Source organism: Aquabacterium sp. (genome assembly GCF_041915145.1).
In the GTDB taxonomy this organism is placed as follows: domain Bacteria; phylum Pseudomonadota; class Gammaproteobacteria; order Burkholderiales; family Burkholderiaceae_C; genus Aquabacterium.
The window spans coordinates 1-21,824 of sequence record NZ_JAYSBZ010000031.1; the positions used below are offsets into that span (position 1 = coordinate 1).

The 21,824-nt window shown below is 61.5% G+C and carries 16 protein-coding genes and 1 pseudogene; 7 read left to right on the forward strand and 10 right to left on the reverse strand.

The window, feature by feature from the left end; translation table 11 throughout:
* The 3 genes from dnaA to gyrB all read left to right on the forward strand — a co-directional run.
* Positions 1 to 1,171, forward strand: a 1,171-nt coding sequence (gene dnaA, locus ACE3SS_RS07720; protein ID WP_374592592.1) for a chromosomal replication initiator protein DnaA, incomplete at its 5' end; no start/stop codon positions are given.
* A 242-nt stretch (positions 1,172 to 1,413) separates the two neighbouring features.
* The gene (gene dnaN, locus ACE3SS_RS07725; protein WP_374592593.1) at positions 1,414 to 2,529 is read left to right on the forward strand and encodes a DNA polymerase III subunit beta; all 1,116 of its coding nucleotides are present in this window, start codon (positions 1,414 to 1,416) and stop codon (positions 2,527 to 2,529) included.
* A 103-nt stretch (positions 2,530 to 2,632) separates the two neighbouring features.
* Entirely contained in the window at positions 2,633 to 5,176 is a 2,544-nt protein-coding gene (gene gyrB / locus ACE3SS_RS07730; protein WP_374592594.1) for a DNA topoisomerase (ATP-hydrolyzing) subunit B, read from the forward strand.
* A 997-nt stretch (positions 5,177 to 6,173) separates the two neighbouring features.
* Here the strand turns inward: gyrB and ACE3SS_RS07735 are convergent.
* Genes ACE3SS_RS07735 through ACE3SS_RS07750 form a run of 4 tightly spaced genes read right to left on the reverse strand, consistent with a single transcriptional unit; the run spans position 6,174 to position 9,039 of the window.
* Positions 6,174 to 7,562: a hypothetical protein gene (locus ACE3SS_RS07735; RefSeq protein ID WP_374592595.1), complete on the reverse strand. Its 1,389-nt coding sequence runs from the start codon at positions 7,560 to 7,562 to the stop codon at positions 6,174 to 6,176.
* A 4-nt stretch (positions 7,563 to 7,566) separates the two neighbouring features.
* Entirely contained in the window at positions 7,567 to 8,052 is a 486-nt protein-coding gene (locus ACE3SS_RS07740) for a hypothetical protein (protein ID WP_374592596.1), read from the reverse strand.
* A complete protein-coding gene (locus ACE3SS_RS07745) occupies positions 8,042 to 8,524 on the reverse strand; it encodes a hypothetical protein (protein WP_374592597.1) in 483 nt (160 codons plus the stop codon). The genes ACE3SS_RS07740 and ACE3SS_RS07745 overlap by 11 nt, the downstream gene beginning before the upstream one ends.
* Positions 8,521 to 9,039: a hypothetical protein gene (locus ACE3SS_RS07750; protein WP_374592598.1), complete on the reverse strand. Its 519-nt coding sequence runs from the start codon at positions 9,037 to 9,039 to the stop codon at positions 8,521 to 8,523. The genes ACE3SS_RS07745 and ACE3SS_RS07750 overlap by 4 nt, the downstream gene beginning before the upstream one ends.
* 277 nt (positions 9,040 to 9,316) lie before the next feature.
* On the opposite strand from ACE3SS_RS07750, the gene ACE3SS_RS07755 reads away from it, so the two are divergent.
* The 4 genes and pseudogenes from ACE3SS_RS07755 to ACE3SS_RS07770 all read left to right on the forward strand — a co-directional run bounded on the left by ACE3SS_RS07755 (position 9,317) and on the right by ACE3SS_RS07770 (position 11,827).
* Positions 9,317 to 9,676, forward strand: a complete 360-nt coding sequence (locus tag ACE3SS_RS07755) for a helix-turn-helix domain-containing protein (protein ID WP_374592637.1) — start codon at positions 9,317 to 9,319, stop codon at positions 9,674 to 9,676.
* Positions 9,677 to 9,680: 4 nt separating this feature from the next.
* A complete protein-coding gene (locus tag ACE3SS_RS07760; RefSeq protein ID WP_374592599.1) occupies positions 9,681 to 10,535 on the forward strand; it encodes an ImmA/IrrE family metallo-endopeptidase in 855 nt (284 codons plus the stop codon).
* 167 nt (positions 10,536 to 10,702) lie between these two features.
* Positions 10,703 to 11,026 (forward strand): annotated as a pseudogene (locus tag ACE3SS_RS07765) (SMI1/KNR4 family protein); the annotation flags it as partial.
* Between the two features lie 159 nt (positions 11,027 to 11,185).
* On the forward strand, positions 11,186 to 11,827 hold the full coding sequence (locus ACE3SS_RS07770; protein WP_374592600.1) for a hypothetical protein: 642 nt from the start codon (positions 11,186 to 11,188) through the stop codon (positions 11,825 to 11,827).
* 242 nt (positions 11,828 to 12,069) lie between these two features.
* Here ACE3SS_RS07770 and ACE3SS_RS07775 read toward each other — a convergent pair whose 3' ends face one another.
* Genes ACE3SS_RS07775 through ACE3SS_RS07800 form a run of 6 tightly spaced genes read right to left on the reverse strand, consistent with a single transcriptional unit; the run spans position 12,070 to position 21,780 of the window.
* A complete protein-coding gene (locus ACE3SS_RS07775; RefSeq protein ID WP_374592601.1) occupies positions 12,070 to 12,777 on the reverse strand; it encodes a M48 family metallopeptidase in 708 nt (235 codons plus the stop codon).
* A complete protein-coding gene (locus ACE3SS_RS07780) occupies positions 12,778 to 16,050 on the reverse strand; it encodes a type I restriction endonuclease subunit R (RefSeq protein WP_374592603.1) in 3,273 nt (1,090 codons plus the stop codon). It abuts the gene before it with no gap.
* A 12-nt stretch (positions 16,051 to 16,062) separates the two neighbouring features.
* Positions 16,063 to 17,139, reverse strand: coding sequence for a macro domain-containing protein (locus ACE3SS_RS07785; RefSeq protein WP_374592605.1), 1,077 nt, complete (start codon positions 17,137 to 17,139; stop codon positions 16,063 to 16,065).
* Between the two features lie 16 nt (positions 17,140 to 17,155).
* On the reverse strand, positions 17,156 to 17,809 hold the full coding sequence (locus tag ACE3SS_RS07790) for a DUF4433 domain-containing protein (protein WP_374592607.1): 654 nt from the start codon (positions 17,807 to 17,809) through the stop codon (positions 17,156 to 17,158).
* The gene (locus ACE3SS_RS07795) at positions 17,802 to 19,001 is read right to left on the reverse strand and encodes a restriction endonuclease subunit S (protein ID WP_374592609.1); all 1,200 of its coding nucleotides are present in this window, start codon (positions 18,999 to 19,001) and stop codon (positions 17,802 to 17,804) included. Before ACE3SS_RS07795 ends, ACE3SS_RS07790 begins: the two co-directional genes overlap by 8 nt.
* Positions 18,994 to 21,780, reverse strand: coding sequence for an N-6 DNA methylase (locus tag ACE3SS_RS07800; protein ID WP_374592611.1), 2,787 nt, complete (start codon positions 21,778 to 21,780; stop codon positions 18,994 to 18,996). The genes ACE3SS_RS07795 and ACE3SS_RS07800 overlap by 8 nt, the downstream gene beginning before the upstream one ends.
* Positions 21,781 to 21,824 lie beyond the last annotated feature (44 nt).

The window sequence follows — 21,824 nt, forward strand, 5'->3', positions numbered from 1 at the left end:
CGCCGCGAAATCCGCCACCCGCAACGAGCCGCAATCGGCCAGCGCCCTGCGGGCCGACCGCCACATCGGCGGCGGCGCACCGGCCCACGCCGCAGAAGCGGTCAACAACGTCATCCCGCTCACCCCGCGCGCCCCCACGGTGGCCGTGAGCAAGAACCGTCTCAACCCCAACCTGACCTTCGACACCCTGGTGCCGGGTCGCGCCAACCAGATGGCGCGCACCGCCGCGCTGCACGTGGCTGGCGCGCCCGGCCAGATGTACAACCCGCTGTTCATCTACGGCGGCGTCGGCTTGGGCAAGACCCACCTGATCCACGCCGTGGGCAACGCGCTGCTGGCCGACAAGCCCGACGCGCAGATCCTCTACCTGCACGCCGAGCAGTTCATCTCGGACGTGGTCAAGAACTACCAGCGCAAGACTTTCGACGAGCTCAAGGCCAAATACCACTCGCTCGACCTGCTGCTGATCGACGACGTGCAGTTCTTCGCCGGCAAGGACCGCACGCAAGAAGAATTCTTCAACGCCTTCGAGGCGCTGGTGGCCAAGAAGGCCCACATCATCATGACCAGCGACACCTACCCCAAGGGGCTGGTGGACATCGACGAACGCCTGACCTCGCGCTTCGACTCGGGCCTGACGGTCGCCATCGAGCCGCCCGAGCTCGAAATGCGCGTGGCCATCCTGATCCGCAAGGCCGACTCGGAAGGCACGCAGATGCCTGAAGACGTGGCGTTCTTCGTCGCCAAGAACGTGCGGGCCAACGTGCGCGAGCTCGAAGGCGCGCTGCGCAAGGTGCTGGCCTACGCGCGCTTTTCGCACAAGGAAATCAACATCCAGCTGGCGCGCGAGGCCCTGAAAGACCTGCTGTCGATCCAGAACCGGCAGATTTCGGTCGAGAACATCCAGAAAACCGTCGCCGACTTCTACAAGATCAAGGTGGCCGACATGTACAGCAAGAAGCGTCCGGCTAGCATTGCCCGTCCGCGCCAGATCGCGATGTACCTGGCCAAGGAATTGACGCAGAAGAGCCTGCCCGAGATCGGCGAGCTCTTTGGCGGACGCGACCACACGACAGTGCTGCATGCCGTGCGCAAAATTGGCGGCGAACGCACCAAGAACACCGAACTCAACCAGCAACTGCACGTGCTGGAACAAACCTTGAAAGGCTGAGCCCGCTAGATCACGACCCATCCAGGCTGTCAAACAACAAGTCTGGGGATAAAAAGCTGAAAAGACCGGTGTTGTCCACACACTTTCAGCGATCGCCCAAGTTGTTGATATGTTGTACGACGGCTACCCGGGTGATCCCCACAGGCTTATCCCGACGCTAAATCGTTGATAGAAAAAGAGAAAATAGCGTTGTTCACAGTAAAGCGGCAGCTCTACTAAGACAACTAATTTGAAAGAATGAAATGATTGTGTTGAAAACAACCCAGGAAAAAGTTCTCGGCAGCCTGCAATCCGTCTGCGGCATCGTCGAGCGCCGGCATACGCTGCCGATCCTGGCCAACGTCTTGATTCGCAAAAGCCAAGGCCATGTTGAGTTCACCACCAGCGATCTGGAGATCCAGGTGCGCACGAGCGCCGAGTTCGACGGCGATGCTGGCGACTTCGCCACCACCGTAGGTGCTCGCAAGCTCATCGACATCTTGAAAAGCCTGCCGGCCGATCAGACCGTCTCGCTGACCGCCGCCCAGAACAAGCTCACGCTGCAAGCCGGCAAGAGCCGCTTCACGCTGCAGACGCTGCCCGCCGAAGACTTCCCGCTGGTGCAGGAAGCCGCCGACTTCGGCCCCAGCTTCGCCGTGCCGCAAAAGACGCTCAAGGCCCTGATCAACCAGGTGCACTTCGCGATGGCGGTGCACGACATCCGCTACTACCTCAACGGCATCCTGTTCGTCGCCGAGAGCAAGAGCCTGACCCTGGTCGCCACCGATGGTCACCGCCTGGCCCTGGCCCAGGCCACGCTCGAGGTCGAGATGCCCAAGCAGGAGGTCATCCTGCCGCGCAAGACCGTGCTCGAGCTGCAACGGCTGCTGAAGGACGACAAGGACGAAGGCGCGCCGATCGAGATGCGCTTCGCCGGCAACCAGGCCAAGTTCAGCTTCAGCGGCATGGAATTCGTGACCAAGCTGGTCGAGGGCAAGTTCCCCGACTACAACCGCGTCATCCCCAAGAATCACAAGAACCACATCACCCTGGGCCGTGCACCGTTGCTGGCCAGCCTGCAACGCGCAGCTATCCTGACCAGCGAGAAGTTCAAGGGCGTGCGCCTGAACATCGAGCCGGGCACCTTGGGCATCGCGTCGAGCAATGCCGAGCAGGAAGAAGCCAAGGAAGAACTCGAGATCGACTACAACGGCGACGCCATCGAGATCGGCTTCAACGTCACCTACCTGATGGATGTGTTGTCCAATCAGGGGCAGGACATGGTCAGCATCGCCTTGCAAGATGCCAACAGCTCGGCGCTGATCACGGTGCCGGAGCTGGATGGTTTCAAATACGTGGTGATGCCGATGCGGATCTGAGCGTCTGGGTGATGGCCCGAAGGCCCATCACCAACGGCGAACAAGCGGGCTGCGAGCCCGCTTCAGCGTTTTTAAGAATCTGTTTTTTTGACGTGTGAGCGACATGAGCGAACCGACCCAACCCGATCAGCAACCTGAGCAAACCCCGGCGCCTGCCCCGCAAACGGCAGCTGAAATCTCGGCCGGCTATGGCGAAGGCAGCATCCAGATCCTGGAAGGCCTCGAAGCGGTTCGCAAGCGCCCGGGCATGTACATCGGCGACACGTCCGACGGCACCGGCCTGCACCATCTGGTCTTCGAAGTGGTGGACAACTCCATCGACGAAGCGCTGGCGGGTCATTGCGACGACATCGTCGTCACCATCCACACCGACAACTCGATCTCGGTCATCGACAACGGCCGTGGCATCCCGACCGGCGTGAAGATGGACGACAAGCACGAGCCCAAGCGCTCGGCCGCTGAAATCGCCCTGACCGAGCTGCACGCCGGTGGCAAGTTCAACCAGAACAGCTACAAGGTGTCGGGCGGCTTGCACGGCGTGGGCGTGAGCTGCGTGAACGCGCTGTCGAAGTGGCTGCGCCTGACGGTGCGTCGCGACGGCAAGGCGCACCACATCGAGTTCCGCAAGGGCGTGCCGCAAGACCGCGTGCTCGAGATGCGCGACGGCTTTGAAGTGAGCCCGATGAAGATCATCGGCGACACCGACAAGCGCGGCACCGAAGTGCACTTCCTGCCCGATACCGAAATCTTTGCGCAGAACAACGAGTTCCACTACGACATCCTCGCCAAGCGGCTGCGCGAGCTTTCGTTCCTGAACAACGGCGTGAAGATCCGCCTCGTCGATGAGCGCCACAACAAGGAAGACAACTTCGCCTACGCCGGCGGCGTGAAGGGCTTCGTCGAGTTCATCAACAAGGGCAAGACGACGCTGCACCCCAACATCTTCCACGCCATGGGCGACAAGCTCAGCGATCAAGGCACCAACATCGGTGTCGAGGTGGCCATGCAGTGGAACGACGGCTACAACGAGTCGGTGCTGTGCTTCACCAACAACATTCCGCAGCGTGATGGTGGCACCCACCTCACCGGCCTGCGCGCTGCGATGACCCGCGTCATCAACAAGTACATCGACGACAACGAGCTGGCCAAGAAGGCCAAGGTCGAAGTGGCCGGCGACGACATGCGCGAAGGCCTGGCCTGCGTGGTGAGCGTCAAGGTGCCCGAGCCCAAGTTCAGCAGCCAGACCAAGGACAAACTGGTGAGCAGCGAAGTGCGCGCGCCGGTCGAAGACATCGTGAGCCGTCTGCTCACCGATTACCTGCTCGAGAACCCGAACGACGCCAAGATCATCTGCGGCAAGATCCTCGATGCCGCACGCGCCCGCGAAGCCGCCCGCAAGGCACGCGAGATGACGCGCCGCAAGGGCGTGCTCGACGGCCTGGGCCTGCCCGGCAAGCTGGCCGATTGCCAAGAGAAGGACCCGGCGCAATGCGAGATCTACATCGTCGAGGGTGACTCCGCCGGCGGCTCCGCCAAGCAGGGTCGCGACCGGAAGTTCCAGGCCATCCTGCCCTTGCGCGGCAAGATCCTGAACGTCGAGAAGGCCCGCTACGAAAAGCTGCTGTCGAGCAACGAGATCCTCACGCTCATCACGGCGCTGGGCACGGGCATCGGCAAGGGCATGGGGGGCGATGACTTCAACCCCGACAAGCTGCGCTACCACCGCATCATCATCATGACCGACGCCGACGTCGACGGCGCGCACATCCGCACCCTGCTGCTGACCTTCCTGTTCCGGCAGATGCCGGAGCTGGTCGAGCGTGGTCACATCTACATCGCCCAGCCGCCGCTCTACAAGGTGAAGGTGGGCAAGCACGAGCAGTATCTGAAAGACGCGCACGAGCTCGATGCCTTCTTGCTGAAGGTCGCCCTGCAAGACGCGCAACTCAGCACCGGCGTGAGCGGTGCGCTGCTGCAAGGCGAAGCGCTTGAAGCGCTGGCGCGCCAATACGTGCTGGCGCAAAACGTGATCACCCGCCTAAGCAACTGGATGGACGCCGAAGCCCTGCGCGTGCTGGCCAACGGTGTCAGCCTGCAGCTCGACACGCTCGAGCAAGCCGAGAAAAGCGCCGCCGAGCTCAAGACGGCCTTGCACGGCGCCGAGGTGGCGGCCGAGTTCGATGCTCGCACCGACAAGCATCTGCTGCGCATCAGCCGCATGCACCACGGCAACGTGAAGAGCAGCGTCATCACCGCCGACTTCGTGCACGGTGCCGACTATGAAGTCCTCAACCAGAGCGCGCAAACCTTCAAGGGTCTGATCGGTGCGGATGCCGTCGTCAAGAAGGGCGAAGGCGAAAAAGCCAAGGAGCAGAAGGTCGCCGACTTCACGGCGGCGATGGCCTGGCTGCTGCAACAAGCCGAAAACTCGGTCGGCCGCCAGCGCTACAAAGGCCTGGGCGAGATGAACCCCGAGCAGTTGTGGGAGACCACGATGGACCCGACCGTGCGCCGCCTGCTGCGCGTGCAGATCGAAGACGCCATCGAAGCCGACCGCGTGTTCACGATGCTGATGGGCGACGAGGTGGAGCCGCGTCGCGACTTCATCGAAACCAATGCCTTGCGGGCGGCGAATATCGACGTTTGATGTTGTCGTACAGGCGAAGAGGGCCGCAGCCAGAAAGGCCAGCGAGCCTCCTTTGAGGGCGGGGCTGTGACGGCCTTCATGGCTGGAGCGATTCGTCTCGCTGCATTCCGGTCGAATGTTGATAATGAAAAAAGCCCGTCCTTCATAGGAAGAACGGGCTTCTTAATCAACAAATTTTGTTTTTATCCGGGTCAGAAGGGTTATGCGTACAAAAAACTGTGGATAAGACGCCGCGTGCAAGGGAGAAATGGTCGATTTCGATATCCATTGGCAGCGTTTTTGTTGATAAGTTGCCTTTTGGGGCCCCAACACCACCTAAATGTCCCATTTTGTTGATAAGAGTGGAGCATTGATCTCGGGCCCTGCGATCACACGCCCTGGTGGGTTATCAATCGAATCCCTGCTGGCGCAATCGCTGCATACCAACCGCCACTCGGTGCTCACAGGGGCCGCTGATCAGGTCACATACGCTGCTCAGTGCCGCCGAGACGAGGCTTTTATAGAAAATTATATGGATTTTTATAATTATAAAAATCCATATAATTTTTCATAACGCTGCATGGCGCTACTCGGCCGAGCGTTGAAGCAGGGGCCACTTGAGCCCGCACCAAGAGCAACGAGCCGTTCCAGCGATCTGAGGTTTCGCGTTTGTCCGCCGACCGCATCGCATCGCTCACCTGACATTTCACCAGTCGCGTTAAGACTCGGCGCAGCCGGCCAGGTTCTCGAGCTGAACGACGGCCCAAGCATTGCACCGACCTCTCTAAGGCGGCCAAAGGTTTCGGCCAATCGCCAACGGTTGCCTGCCCGAAGCGGGCCGACATCACCCGGCAATTAACCGACGCCACTCAGGGGCAAGTCTGTTGTGCGGCGGTTGCAGTCTCCCGTTTCGCCGATTTCTACACCCTCTACACCTGAGAGCTGCCGTTCGGTGTAGAACTGAGGCGCAAGCAGCGGCTCTTTGCACCCGTAAGGAGGGGTTGGCTGCGACGCGGATTTAGCAGCGGAGTCTCACCGTCTCGAGGCTGCGGCACGGTGGAGCCATCAGAGTGGTCAGCTGCGCGGCCAAGGGTGCCGCGTTCAGCGAGCAGGCCCTGATCCTGCAATCGGAGAAGGCCGGCCCGCCATTCGTGCGCCGAAGCACCTCGGCGACGACGAAGCTCGCGGCAACAGCGCCAACAAAGGGAACCGCCACAGCCTTGTCTGCCACCAGGAGCTTGCCGCACTCATCTGCGGCGATGTCCCCATAGGCCGGATTGCGGCTGGTCCTCTGCTTCTGCCGCGCAGCGCGGGCCTCGAGCCCGGCACGGTTTTCCAGCTGCCAGAGCAAGTCTGCGCTCAGGGGGTGTGGCCACATGCGCACGGCGATGGAGTCGAAATTGCAGGCTTCGCCGCCTAGGCCGGAGTCGAAGACCTCAATGAAGCCTGCAGACGCGAGCCATTGGCGAGCTTCGTTGTTGTCGAAGCCGGACAGGGCGACCGTCGGCTCGCTTGAGCACCGGCGGTATCCGTCATCGATGAAGCGCTCGACCAACCTGCTATCGAACCCACGCTGCCCCAGCCACGCTGCGACGACCCGGGTCTTGCGGCCTGGCAAGTTCTCCTTGCGCAGCAAGGCCCCGGTCTCCACATTGGGCAGCTCGACCGCGTCGTCATCGCATAGGTAAGGCTGTAGCGCGCTCCTTTCCTCAAAAGGCAGGGCAGCTATTGCCCAAACATAGGCCTGCCCCAGGTGGCCAAGGCCGAACAGCTCCACCTTCCTTGGGAACTCCGTCATCGGCTCGCCCAGGGCCTCCTCGAGGTCGACATCAAGGTCGGGCCGCCAGAGCGAGAAGGCGATTTTCTTACGCGTGGCCTCCACGCTGATGTTCGCCCACGCGGAGAAGGCCTCGCCGACGGCGACGGCCGCCGCGGCCAACGGCGCAAGCATGCAGTACGGTCGCTCCTTCATTCGCTCCATCGACGCAGCCGGGCCCACCCCCACGCGCCATCCGTCGAACGTGATGCGCAAGGCGCGAGCTTCCCCCTGCACATCTCCGATCAGGAGTCTCAGCCCCTGCCCTTGATCGGAAGCGGCCCTTACTGCCCCTATTTCTTGCAGGGCTTCGCCCACCGTAGATTTGGCGCTCAATGCCGTCACGCAGGCCGCATCCCAGACACCATCGGATGCCCGCACGGGCACCGCGGCGCTGAACGACTTATGCGCCAGGTTGACCGCCGTCAGAAGCGCAACCTGCAAGGCCTCAGAGGTCGCGCAGTCATCGCCCACCGCCACGGCGGGCACGCTGGCCCCGCGAAGCGCACGCGACTTCTGCGGCGCCATCGCGTCGCGGTCAAGCAGCAATTTGTCGATGCGCGAAAGGTCGATGGGCAGCTGCTTGGTCATACCGTCACCAGAGCGAAAGCTTCACCGGGCAGTCGGCAGCATCAGCGAGGAAGGTATCCCACCGCCCACGACCGGCGAAGCGGTAGATGCCGGCCGGCGCCAAGGACCACCTCGATGTCACACCGTACCTCGGCAGGATGAGTGCGACATGGCCGCGGACCGGCAGCATCGGGTTGACCTTGTCGGTGTAGCTCTGGCGCACGTCGAGGGTGGGGTGCGTATGGACATCCGCCAACACTTGCAGGCCTCGGTCTTTACAGATGTCCCACAGCTTAGAGAACCCGCCACGGTGGAACTCAACGATGCCGTGGGTCAAGGCGCGCCGGTCGAGGTCGTCATAGCAGAGAAAGTCGAGCACCGCGCGGCCTTCGTCGCCTTGCTTCCCCATCAGAAACGCACCCGTTTCGCGGGTGCCTGCGCCCCGCGCCGTCAGGTCGCCGACCAGCCGGCGCCAAGTCAGCAAGGGAATCTGGATTTGCTTACTGGCCAAGGTAATCCTCCGACGTCAGCCAGCGGTGAAACTGGGCGTTGTATTCGGCGATGGTCACCTCGGGCTTCCACGCCCAGATAGGGTCGGCCCAAGAGTGCCCGGCGAGCGCGGTTCGATCCCACGGGTGGTAGAAGCCCTGTGCCGGCGCCGCCCAGCCCTCGGTCTTGAACACCGAGGCCACTACTGAGCCTGGGCGCGCCTTCGGCCACTTCTCCTTCGCGAGGAAGGCGTTGGTCTCAGCGTCCCAGAACCCACCGGTGATCGGTCCGCTGCCGTAGTTGGTCGCGTCCCATCGCACGAGCCAGCGCTCGGGGCCGCTAGACCTCGGGGCGGCGGCAATCACGGTGAACAAGTAGGGCCAGGCAATGTGCGGGGGGGCCTTGCTCAGCGCCCAGTCCCCGCGCAACAGGCCGGCGCGGAACGCCGCGCCGGCCAAGTCCGCTTCCAAGAGTCGCTGGGCGTTCGTGCTCACACGGCCCCCTGAGGGTTGACTTCCTTGACCAGCTTGAACGTGAGCTCGGCACGGCCGAGCGTCAGATCGCTCAGATAGGCGTCCATCCGCGGCACCTCACCGTCAGGGACCAGCTCGAGAATCAGCTCCGCACCCGTCAACGGGTCGATTTTCAGGCGGTGCTTTGCCCAGACCAGCACGGACTCCACGGTGGTGTGGGGGCCGAAGACGCGGTGCGGCGACTGGCCGTTGAACTCCACGGTGACCGCGATAACCCGAGGGGCACGGGTGTGGATGTGGCGCTTGATCGGGAGGCCTAAGTCCATCAGCGTCAGAGCAAGGTCGGCGGGGACCTGCTCTTCATACTTCGGATCAGGGTCATCCTTACCGAGGCGCACCTCGCCGACATAGACGAACTCGCCGTCGCGCGGCAGCGCATCGTGCCTGGCGAGCACGTCGTGGAGGACGTCGCTCAGCTGCGCTTCGATGACCACCGGCCGGCCGGCACCATGGAGAAAAAGCTCGACAGAGTTCATGGAGTCACCTCAAGAAGACACGGTTGCAAAAGGACCGGCGGCGTGGCAGATTCCGTTGTCTAGCCAAGCAAAACACGACCCATATCCAGTGCGTGACCGGTAACCGTCATGAATACCGCGTCCGTTGTCCACGCAGACAACACTTTGCTCCGATGCGATCCCGATGTCAAGGGAGGCTGGATTCCGTCGTCCAATCGTCGATATGCAGTAGGGTGCCCACGTCGGGCGCCGTGGCCTGATTCCAAGGAGATTTCGTATGCCCGTAACTGGCCTAGGCGTGGCCTTGAAGAAGCTGCGCGAGCGGCGAACTTTTTCCCAGCGCGAGCTTGGTGAGCTCAGCGAAGTCGACAACGCCTACATCTACCGCCTCGAGACAGGCGAGAAAGTCAACCCCACCCCGGAGACCTTGACCAAGCTACTGCGGGCACTGAAAGCCCCTGAGCGCGACACCTTGATCCTCAAATGGCTTGCCGAACGGCCCAACACCTCTCCAGACTTAGTGACGTACACGCTGGAAACGCCCGACGTGGAGTTCGATCACTTCGTCACCGCCGCCGGCATGAGCTTTCGCGGCGATGCCAGACCAACCCCTGAGGCGCTTTTGGCCAAGGTCAAGCGCATGTACGACGAGGAGTAACCCCGTGGATGAGCAGGATGTCGTCAGGAAAGCGCGTGCATTCATGCAGGGCTTGGACCTGTCGAACATCCGAGAAAGCCTCGATCCCTATCTGATCAAGGCCAACGCCCGCGTGCGCGAGGAAGAACTCGGCCCAGGGGAGTCGGGCACTGTTGCCGAAATCAAAGGCAAGCTCGTCATCACGGTGAACTCAACAGAATCGCTCGAACGGCAGCGTTTCACGATCTGTCACGAGCTGGGCCACAAGGTGTTGGGACTGGACTCTAGCCACCAGCACGTGCCGCAGTGGGGTCACGTCAAGCGGGACATGACCGAGATCCTGTGCGACGTCTTTGCGGCTGAGCTGCTGATGCCACACGACCAGTTTTCGGCAGCATGCCGGAATCGAGAGCCGTCTTTGGCGACGACGTTATTCCTGATGGACGCTTTCAAGACATCGTTCCCCGCAACCGGGTCCCGTTTTGCCCGACTGACAAACATACCCTGCGCATTCATCAACATGCAGGGAGGTCTCGTCCGGTATGCCGCGCTGTCCACATCTCTGCGGAGATTGGGCGCGCGGATCACGCTGAAGACACCCATTCCGGCGAGGTCATTGGCGGCGCGCCTGCGGCAAGCCAAAGCCAGCGAGTTCCAATATGGAGACGTTGCGCAGGACGAATGGTTCGAAAACTGGCCCACAGGCCTGGACCTCATCGAGCTCAGCCGTCATCACGACGGCTCGGACACGACCCTGTCGCTGTTGTGGTGCGAAGAGGAAGACGTGCCAAGGATGGAAGTCGACCGATTTGGCCAGCGTGTTCATGAGGACACCGGGCTTGACGAACTTACAGGCTTTCTTTCGTGGAAGAAGAAGTAGGCTTGAACGGCCGCGCGGCAAGGCATTTTCGTGTCGGTGTGGCTGGCGTCACCGGAACGCCATCAAGACATCGGCAATGACCCGGATCTGTTGCATCTAGAGAGCCATCATCGTCAACGTGATCACCTATTTGAGGTCCATTCGTACCGCGGGCAAGATTTCCCGCGTCGTACCGTCACCCTATGGCTCGTGCCAACGAGGGCGAGGTCGAGTCATTGCAAGACTCATGGCAACTCCACCCTATTGCCGACACTTCTGACCGAAATCGCTTGGCGCGTACCGCAAGCCATGTAGTGCGCGAAACACTCTCTATGCTCGAATGGCCTCGGTTTCCACGAAACGCTGTTGCCATCGCAGCTAACGGAACAGGTGACCGGTTGGTCCTTCTGCGCGAGGGCGGTGCGCTGAAGGAATCTGTCTACTGTTGGTCGCATGAAACGGGTGCCATCGAGCCCGTCGCAGGCAGCTTCGCAGAGCTGAGCGCGCCGTAAGTCAATTTCCAAAGCCGGCTGAGCCGGCTGTAAGGTGCCGCTCATGTCGAACGTTAGGATTCAGGAGAAAAATTGATTCCCGCGCACGGAAAAATTGAATGCAGAGCTTGCTTTGCAAACACCTCGTCTGAGGTCAGTACTCCGCATCCAGACTGGCGAATGGTCAACGACCCTGGCGCATGGGGAAGTTCGACTCCGGAAGTTCTGGTGCTCGGGTTCTCAAAGGGAGCAACTCAAGCAGGCATCTATCAAACCGGCCGGTTTGAAGATATCGCCTTTGCAGGTATGCGGCCTCGCCTTACTCAAGCTTTGCGAGCAATGGGGGTTCTTTCAGCTACCGAAACAGCCGACGAAAGAATCAACGATCCACTTTCACGCATTTCATTTGGCTCGCTGGTCAGGTGCAGTGTCTCTAGGCGAGACGCCAAGGCTTCAGCCACCAAGGGAAAAGATGTCTTCGCTTGTACTGGCCCACTAATTTCCAAGTCGTTCTCAGAAATTCCTGAAGTCATTCGAACCTGCGCATCAAAGTACCTTCGTGGTCTACCGACCTCCGTACGCTTGGTACTCTTTCTAGGCAATACCGATAGCTACGTCAAAAGTTGCCAGTCGCTGATCAAATCCATCTATCCAGACACCTTTTTGCGAGTCAATTCAATGGCAATTAAGGCCGACAGTAGGCTGTGGGTTCACCTAGCCCACCCATCGGGACTGAATGGGCACTTCAAAGACTGGCTGGAGTCAGAGAGTGGTTCAGGAGCGAAGAGAATGGAGGCGAGACGTGCAATCGCTGAAGCCTAACTGTACGTTGCACGCGGACGCCAACACTGGCCATGCCCTCGGCATTTTCATGGCCAGTGTCGGCACCCTCCGCCTTCGGCTCCGGCACCGGTGAACTTTGGCGTTAGGCCCCTCTATCCGGCCTGCACACAAGTGCAACGGGCCGTTACAGCGAGCTGAGGTTCCGGTCAGTACGCCGGCCACATCGCATCGCTCATCTGACATTTCACCAGTCGCGTTAAGACTCGGCGCACTCCAACAGGTCAGAGATCCAGTTCCACGCCCCGCACCCTGAGCCATTCCTTCCGGCGCTGGAAGTCCGGCAGGACTTTGTCGACCTCGTTCCAGAATGCGCTGGAGTGGTCTCGGTGACGCATGTGGCAGAGCTCATGGACGACGATGTAGTCGATGATGGTCAGGGGGGCCATCAGGCACTTCCAGTGAAAGTGCAGATCACCGTCCTTAAGGCACGAGGCCCAGCGGTATCCCAGATCTTTGACCTCCACTCGGCCGGCCGCGACGCCAACCTTGGGAGCGAAGTAGGCAACCCGGCGCGCCAGGCGCGGCCGACCCTTGTCGGCATAGAAGGTCGCGAAGGCCTTACCGGCGCCGTCTGTTCCGAGTTCGTTCACGACACTCTTCAGTAGGCAGAAGCGGCCGTCCTTCAGCTTCAGCGGCTCGTCTTGCTCAGCCACCAACTCCAGCCGGTAGCTGCTGCCCAGGTACATGAAGGACTCGCCGCTGACCCATTCTCGGTTGACGCGGCCTCCGTTCAGCTCGCGCCACTCCGCCAGGCTGCGGTAGATCCACATGCGCTTGGACAGCACCGTCTGGTCGATCTGCTCGGGTGTCATTCGGGCGGGCGGACGTACCGTCACCACACCGTCGCGCTCGATGACGATGTCGGTCGTCATCCGGGCCGTGCCGGGCAGGAGGTGGTACTCGATGTCTTGAACCTGACGCACTTGCATTCAGGGCTCCTGCCCAGCGGCCGCCCTGGGCGCCTTGGTCAGCTCGCCGTGGCGGTTCTTGGCCAGCTTCATGATTTCGACTGCCACCCGCTCGCGGTTCTGCTTCATCTCCTCGATGGAGGTCTTGGCAATCTCGGTCTTGATCAGTGCGCGAACACGCTTCTGCTTGTCCGGGTTTTGCCAGAAGTCGATGCTGCCGATCGTGTCCTGGAGTAGCTCCACCACAGCCTCCATGAAGGCCCTGAACGCCGGACGGTCGGCATCAGGCAACTCACCGCTGGCAAAGCTCACATGGACGATGTGTTCGAAGAAGGCCGTAGCCTCCTTGCTCATGCCATCTTGGCCTTGCTGGCGTCCGGCCACGGCTTCATGCCGAAGCTCTGCAAGCTTCTCTACCAGCAGGTCCCATTCGTCCTTGTGGCGTTCGATCAACGCGTCCACCTTCTCGGACAAGCTCTTGTAGAACGCCGGGTCCTCGTCGTGATGCACGGTGCAGTGCTTGCGAATGGCATGCTCCATCTCGCTCGCCTTGGCCTCCGTGCTGCCTCCGGCGTGGACGCTCAGTTGCTCCATGAAGTCCGCGGATAGCAGTTCCACCGGCGGTACCTTGGGGTTGATACCCAGGCTGACCAAGTGCTCGTTGATGAGCGCCTTCACCTTTTCCCCGGCATCACCGAGGTTCAGGCTCTCGTCTTTGTAGCGTTCCTTGGCCACTTGCAGGATGTAACCGAAGCGCCGCGCCGGCACGCGATAGGGCTGCGCTTGGGCGCCGGGCAAGATGATGTCCAGACTGGTCAAAAATTTCTTGAGGTACACCTCGAAGTCGGCACGCTGTCGTTCATCCTTGAGGGCGGTCACCGCCTGGTGCACGACCACGGCATCAGCCTCTTGAGTCGATAGGCGACCGGTTGCAAAGGCCTCGATGTCTTTCACACCCGTGCCTGCAAAGTGCTGCAGCAGTCGCAGGTAGCGCTCCTCCAGCATGGGCAACTCGGACGTGATGTTCTTCAGGCCGTCCTTCAGCTCCTGCTGCTCCTCGGTGGCAGCGTAGACCGTGAGCGCCTCGGTCAGGTGGTTGGCCAGGCCGATGTAGTCCACCACGTAGCCGCGCTTCTTGCCCTTCTTCACCCGGTTCGTCCGCGCAATGGCTTGGAGCAAGGTGTGCTCGCGCAGCTTCTTGTCGACGTACATCACCTGCTCGATGGGGGCGTCAAAGCCCGTGAGCAACATGTCGCACACGATCAGGAAGGCGATGCCGGAGTAAGCCTTGTCAGGGTCCTCCAGGTCGAAGCCGCGGCAGAAGTTGTCCACCGCGTTCATGCGCTGCGCCTGCTTGCGCGCATGCGTCACATAAGCCGGTTCGTTCGTCCCGTCACTGGAGATCACCACGGCAGTCTTGAGAAATCGCAGCCGCTTGATCAACTCGGCATCGGGCGTGCTGCGAGCCTCCTCCTTGGCCACACGCTCGGCCAAAGCGGCTTCAATGCCCGCCTGATAGCGCACGCATGCCAGCTTGCTGTGGCACACCACCTGGGCCTTGAAGCCATTCGGCAGGATGTTGTCCACGTAGTGCGCCACCAGGTCGCGTGCGATGGCGTTGATGCGCTGTTCGGCTTCCAGGATGTCGCCCGTGGCGCCGTACTTTTTCTTGATCGCCAGCAGCTCCTCGTCGGACCGGTCCCTGAACAGATCCTCGAACGCCGTGTCGAAAGCATGCTTCTCGTTCAGCGCGCTGTCGGCCGTCTTGCCTTCGTAGAGGATTTGCAGCGTCGCACCGTCGTTCACCGCATCCATCAGACGGTAGGTGTCGATGTACTCGCCGAAGCGCTTGTGGGTTTTCTTCTCACCGTGGCGATCTGTGATCAAGGGCGTTCCGGTGAAGGCGATGCGCGCTGCGTTGGGGAAGGCTTCAAAGAGGTTATCGCCCAGGTCTGAGCTTTGGGTGCGATGGGCCTCGTCGATCATCAGGATGATGCGATCGGAGGTGTTGACAACCCCGAAGGTCTTGCTGGCCGGGATAGCGCGATAGGTGCCCAGCGCTTCCGCCACCGCATTGCTGAGCGCTTCCTTCCGGTCCTGGAACTTGTGCACCATCACCATGCTGACATCAGAGCTGTCGGTGGCAAGGTGGCTGCGCAGCCCGGCACGACTTTCGATGACGTTGACACGGCCGCCGATCAGGGTGGCGGTGTCGCCCAGCTGGTCTTCCAGGTCCTGCCGGTCATTGACCAGCACGATCTTGTAGTCGCTGAGATCGCGGCTGGCGCGCATCATTCGCGACAGGAACACCATCGTCAACGATTTACCGGACCCCTGGGTGTGCCAGACCACACCGCTGCGCTCGGCCGCCGTCTGGCCCTCTCGCAGACGGGTCATGATGCGACCGGCTGCGCGGTACTGCTGGTAGCGGCAGACCACCTTGACGCGCGGGCCACCATCGGTGTCCATGAACACCGAGCTGGTTCGCAGAATCTGCAGCAGGTTGCTGGGGGTCAAGACACCTGCGATCAGCTGCTGCTGTGCATTCAGGCCCTTCAGCCCTGCGTCGTCCTGAGGAAACAGGGTCTTCCAAGCGTAGAAATACTCTTCACCCGAGGTGATGGTGCCGTAGTCGGCCTCCAAGCCGCAGCTGCGCACCACGAACAGGTTGGTGTGGAACAGACGCGGTTCGCCCTCCTTGAGGCCATCAAGCTCAGTCTGCGCTCGGCGCCGCATGTAGCGCTGCAGCTGGACGAAGGCCTCCTGCATCGGGTTGGCGCAAACCTCAGACCCCTTCTTGCACTCCACCACCACCAGGGGGATGCCATTCACGAACAGCACGATGTCCGGAATGATGAAGGCCTTCACGCAGCCCGGCGTGTCCACCCTGAACTGGTTGATGGCGTGGAAGCGGTTGTTCTCGGGGTGGTGGAAGTCGATGAGCCGCACAACCGGGTCTGATTCGCCGGTCAGTTCGTTCGTGCTCACCTGCGCCTTGAACAAAAGGGCCTGCACGGCCTCGTTGGCCTCCAGCAGCGACCTGCTGGAATGCCGCGTCAGCTGCTGGCGCAACTCGTCCAGCTGCGCGTCCGTCAGCCAGGTTTGGCCATCGTTGGTGCGGTTGAGGTTTCGCACCGCTTCGTCAAAAACCCCAGGCAACAACCACTCGCGGAAGTGGTTCCGCAAGCTGGGGCCTGCTTGTTGCGGCACACCGCTGCCCTGGTCGATCACCGTCCAGCCCTGCTGGGACAGTTGATCGAGGAACGGTCGCTCAACCTCGGTGTATTCGCTCACCGCGCCAGACCTTCACTGCGCGGCCGCGGGAGCCTGGGTCAATCGTGCCAGTGCAATGCCCAGCGCCTTGTCGTCAAAGAGCTTGTCCTTGCGCGCAGCCGCATCCGCACCGCCGCGCCAGTGCCGCAAGCCGTCACGCAATGCCGGCACCGTGGGTTCCACACCGTCGCGCGCCAGCATCCAGTCCACCGTGGCCAGCAACTCCATGCCGAAGGGCGACTCGAACCCGTCGATCAGGCTGGCAGTGGCTTCGAGAGCGGGCAGGTACTCCTTGGCTTCGCTCTTCAGGAAGGCCTGCACCAGCGTCTTGCGGTTGTCGTCGAACCAGATCACGTCGAACGGATCGGCATCGCTGATGCGCTTGTCGCTGTGCAGGTAGCTGCCGTCTAGGTTGTTCAGCAGATGGTCCAGGCGGTTGGCGTACGGCCCGTACTTGTGGGCCACGAACTGCAGCTTCAGCGGGTTGTGCTCAGGGCTCACACGCTCGATGGAGCGTTCCAGGAACCAGGCCAGCTTCTGGATCTCCAGCAGGCTGCATTCCATGCCCAGCACCCAGTAGCGGCGCACCAGTTCTGCGATCAGGGCGCGGGCAGGCGTCAGCTTCTCCACGCCGGCGCGTTTGGCCACGTTCTGGTACTGGCGCGTGGGCTCGTACACCATGATCTCGATGTCCAGGTCTCCCAGGGCTGCTTCGATCTGCGGCCGCACCAGGGCCCAGTCCAGGCCGCCATTGCCGGCGCCCAGCGGCGGGATGGCGATGGACTTCACTTGCTCTTGAAGCAGGAAGCGCCGCAGGTCTTGCAGGCCTTCCACCACCCACTCCATGCGGGAGGGGCTGCGCCAGTGCTGCTTGGTGGGGAAGTTGACGATCCAGCGCGGCCCGCCCAGCTCATGGACTGGCGTGACGAACATCTTGCCCACCTGCACCTGCTTGGCCTTGCAAGCTGCGGCGTACTGGCGGTAGTTGTCGTCAAAGCGCTCCTTGAACATCAGCGCGATGCCCTTACCCATCACCCCCACGGTGTTGACGGTATTGACCAGCGCCTCGGCGCGGGCTTCCAGCAGATTGCCTTCGGTGAATGTGATCATGGTGTGGTCTTCGGCATCAAAAGTACCAACCGGGTCGGGCGTACACCGCGAGGTTCAACCTTCGCGCCGCCACTTGTTGGTCAATGCTCTGCTTCAAAGCAGCGGTGTAGCACACGATGCCCAGCAGGGCGCTGACGGGCATGTGCTGGTGGACGAGCGCCTCGGCCTGGTAGCGCTCGAACTTGGCGGGATCGTCCGGGTCCCGCTTGAAGTCGCGGGCCTGAAGAATCGGCCAGTCGATTTTATCCAGGTGCTCCAGGCTGCTGTAGTAGTTCGCCCATTGGTAGTAGGCATGGCTGTCGGTGAAAAGCCAGCGCAAGCTGGCGTCTGCCGCCACGCGGTGCAGGTCGGACACAAGGATCACTATCTCGTCGTTGCTGCGCTGCGGAATGCCGCCACGGCCTGACTTGATGTTCATCAGCATTGGCGAGAAGGGCGTGAAATAGAACGGCACGTAGTCGTTCAAGTGTCCGCCCGGTGGCGGTTGCACTGGGTGAGTGGCGCGTTTGCTGATCAGCTCCGGGTTGCCGATGCTGACCCAGTTGGGCGCGCGCACGGCGCTGTTCCCGCAGTACAGGCCGTTGTCCAGCACCCACGGTAGGTTGTCGCGGTGAATGATGCGCCAAATCAGCGCCTTCTTGGGGTTGAGCTCGGCGTAGTGGTTAGGCACTTGCCAACTCCGGGACGAGATGGTCTACCGAGACGCGGCCAGAGAGCAGGTCTTGCATGAGGCCGAGTTTTTGACGCCGCAGCTTGGCGAGCAATTGGGCCTCTTCTTCGATCCGGCACTTTGCACCTGAGCTTGCTCGAACGATTCGAGCCTGTTCGTCCACAGGCGGAACATGTACCGGTAGGCGACCCAGCATCTTCCGGTTGATGGTATTGAGTCCTGAACTGGTCGAGCAAGTCATGTCCCAATACCGCTGGGCGTGGTGTGAATTCAACCAGTCCAGCGCAAACTCGGAAATCAGGCGCTGCGGTCTAAGCCGGAACAGATGGTTCTGAAAAAGCATGCCAACGGCGGCTGCAGTGATCATTGCGCACCGGCCAATTTCCATCCGGTTGGCGTGACCTTCCACCACGAGCAAGTCCTTTTCCTTCAAGGACAGATCGGAATCGCCCGCAAGCTCTTCCAGATGAGCAAGGTCTTCAAGCCGCAGCTCGTCGCGATGCACATTCGCTACTCGGAGGTAGGGGCGAGCATTCCTGCCAGGTCTTCTGTGCGGGCCGAGTGTGATTCCCGAGTCAATAGCAAACTCGCGGCCGCAGTCAGACACAGACCATTCCCGTGGTAGCCACCCCAACGCTGTTTCCTGATACAGCCCCGGCGCCTCGCTGCGGGGTGGGCGAAGTTGACCGTTGGGTTGCACGCCGCGCGTGAACAGGTCCTGCATCAGCCCAGCCTTGATCTGCTGGTGCTTGGTGATTAGGGCTTCGGTTCTTTCGATGGCAGTGTCGATGCTTGCCAAACAGGCAGCGATGTATTTCTGCTTCTCGGCGCCCGGATTCAAGAACTCAATCTTCGAGAGCCAGCTGCGACTGATGCTCGGAACACCCGTTGCCTCATTGAGCTTTGTCAGGTCGAAGTTGAGTAGACAAAAGTACAGCCACTCAATATCGATGTTCTTTTTGGGAATGACAGCATAGGTGGTGTCAACGGGCCAGAAGGGCTGCTTGACCAGATGTGGCGAGCCAAGGGACCCCTTCCGTGCGACAACAATCCCGGCAGGGAAAAGCGATCGGGTGGCTTTGCCGTAAACGCCTCCGGTGCCGTAGATCGGGAAGCTGCCATCGACGGCAGAGACGCCATTTGGCGAACTGCCGTAGTGGATGTCTGCAAGAGCAGCCAAGGTCTCACGCATACCCCAACTCCACCAGAAACCGCTGCAACGCCGCCGCCGCTGCATCGCGCTCAGTCTCGATCTGCCGCGCTGTCACCGCGTACTTGTCCCAAAGGTTGTCGAGTGCGGCCACGCAAGCGCGCTGGTCGGCGCGCAGGTAGTGCCGGTAGCTGTCCATCAGCACTTTTCCCAGCCGCGCGACGATCACTTGCCGCGCCTCGTCCGTGCTGATCTTCAGCCGCGCCTGCTCCACCAACTCGTCCTTCTTGGCCTGCGTAGACTTGATGGTCGCCTTCAGCGCTTTGGCCTCGTCTTCGAGGGTCTTGTGGGCTGCCAGCTTGGCTTCCAGCCGCTCGGCTGCCGCCTTGGCCTGTTGGCCCGCGGCCATCGCAGCTTCGATGACGACGATGATGCCGGACGAGTGCCCCACCTCTTGCGCCAGGCTCAGCACCCGCTGACCGTTGACGAACCGTGCTTCCTTGTTCGTAAAGCCGTCGGTGCAGTGGTGGGCCTTGTCAGTGCCTTTGGGCAGTAAGCCTGCCGTCCTGATCTCGGTGAACAGATCGGCGACAGCGCCCTTGAGGGTCTTGAGCTGGGCCTTCCATTCGGCGGTGGCTTCCTTCAGCTCGTTCTTGAGCGTCTTCACCTCATCGGCTGGCAGCACGCCGGTGTCGTCGGTGTCTTCGTAACCTTCCTCGCTGGCTGCAGCGAACAGCGCCTGCAGTTCGGCTAGGCGGGCGCGCTGTTGCTCCAGCTCGGCCAGCAACTGCGGGAACTGGCTCTGCAGGATGTCGTCGTCGGGAATCAGCTCTGGACCCCAGCCGCTGGCGAAGATGGACTTCAGGTCTGAGGCCAGCAGCTTGTAGAAGTTGGCGAACGCACCGCGCACCTGGAAACGGTTTAACAGGTGCTGCTTGGAGAAGATATGCTCGATGCTCTCCAGCAGCTTGGCCCGCAGCTCGTACACGTTGTGGGGACGGGCATGCTGGTTGTCGGCATCGGGTGCCAGGGCTTCCACCAGCGGCAGGTGTTGGTGCCACCAAGCTTCCAGTTCGCCCATGAACTGGGCGTGCCGTTGCTGCACGCCGGGGTGCTGCTTCACCAGCTCGGCGATCGCGCGCTTGTCTTGGGCGATGGCCGCGGTGAAGTCGGCGTACAGAATGCCGTGCTCGGGCGCTGCACGGGGCGTGAAGCAGGCGTCACGCAGGCCGCTGTAGTTGCTCCAGTAGTGGGCCAATGCGTCAATTTCGGGCATGGGCACGCCACCGTGCAGATGGGCCCGCACGTCATGCGGCTCCGGCGGGGGGGCGTTGTCCACATAGCGGCGGATGTTGCAGTTGTAGTCCTCGGCCCGAATCTGCTCGATGGGAACCAACTCTGCATAGCGCTCGATGCGATGGCCCGTGCGGTAGGTATTGACGATCTTGTCCACGTCTTCCGGCCGCAGGTGGTTCTGGGCCTTGCCTTCGCGGTACTCCCGGTCGGCATTGATGAAGAGCACGTGCTTTCGATCCTGGGCCCCCGCCTTGTTGAGCACCAGGATGCAGGCGGGGATGCCTGTGCCATAGAACAGGTTGGCAGGCAGCCCGATCACCGCCTCCAGGTACCCCTTGTCGATGATGTATTGGCGCGCCTCGCGCTCCTCCCCGCCGCGGAACAACACGCCGTGCGGCATCACCGTGGCCATGCGACCGTCGCTCTTCAGCACGGCCAGCATGTGCTGCACGAACATCAGGTCGGCCTTCTTGCCCTTCTCAGGCATCCACACGTGGAAGCGGCCGGGGAAGGCGATGGGCTCCTTCTTCTTGGCACCGCTGCCATCGTCCTTGGACTTCGTCTTGGCGTAGTTCTGGCTGAAAGGCGGGTTGGCCAGCACGCGGTCGAAGCGCATCAGCTCGCCGGTGGTCGGGTCCATGTGTTTGGGGTCGGCCAGCGTGTCGGCGTTGCGGATGTCAGCGTGCGAGATGCCATGCAGCAGCATGTTCATCTTGCAGATGGACCACACGGTGCCCATCTTTTCCTGGCCGAACAGCGACAGGTTCTGCGAATCGCCACCGCACTCGCGCACGTAGTCACGCGCCTGGATCAACATGCCGCCTGAGCCGACCGTTGGGTCGTATACCCGCATGTCTTCGGTCGGGTCGCAGATCTCCACGCACACCCGCACCACCTCTGCCGGTGTGTAGAACTCACCGGCCTTTTTGCCGGCCGAATCGGCGAAGTGCTTGATCAGCCATTCATACGCCGCGCCCAGCAGGTCGGGGAACTCGAAGTCGTCGTCGTGCAGCGGGATCTTCTCGAAGTTTTGGATGAAGTCGACCAGCGTGTCGTCATCCAGCGTGTTCTGCCCGATCTTTCGGTTGAAGTTGATGGTCTCCTTCAGCACGTCTTCCAGCGCGTCGGAGTTGGCTTCTTCCAGTGCGGCCAGCGCCTTGTTCAGTGCGGAGCCGACGTTCTCCTTGACGTGCTTCAGTGCCGGACGCAGCACGGGATCGCCGTTGACCCATTCGGTCCAAGGCTCGCTCCAGCGCGCGCGAGGCGGCACGTAGAAGTACTTGCCTGAGTACTGGTCGGCGTCTTCCTGCAGTGCGGCGATGTCTTCGGGCGACATGCCTGCAGCTTCGCCCTCGCGGCGGATTTCTTCGCGGCGCTGATCGAACAGGTCACTGGCCCGCTTGAGGAACAGCATGCCGAAGATGTATTCCTTGTACTCACTGGCGTCCATGTTCCCGCGCAGGTCGTCGCAGGCGGTCAGCAGCAGGCTTTCTAGGCGGGAGAGGGTGAGCTTGGCTTGAGACATGAGGGGGTGTTCTTCTGGGCGCTTGTGGGCGGGCGTGGCTGCAT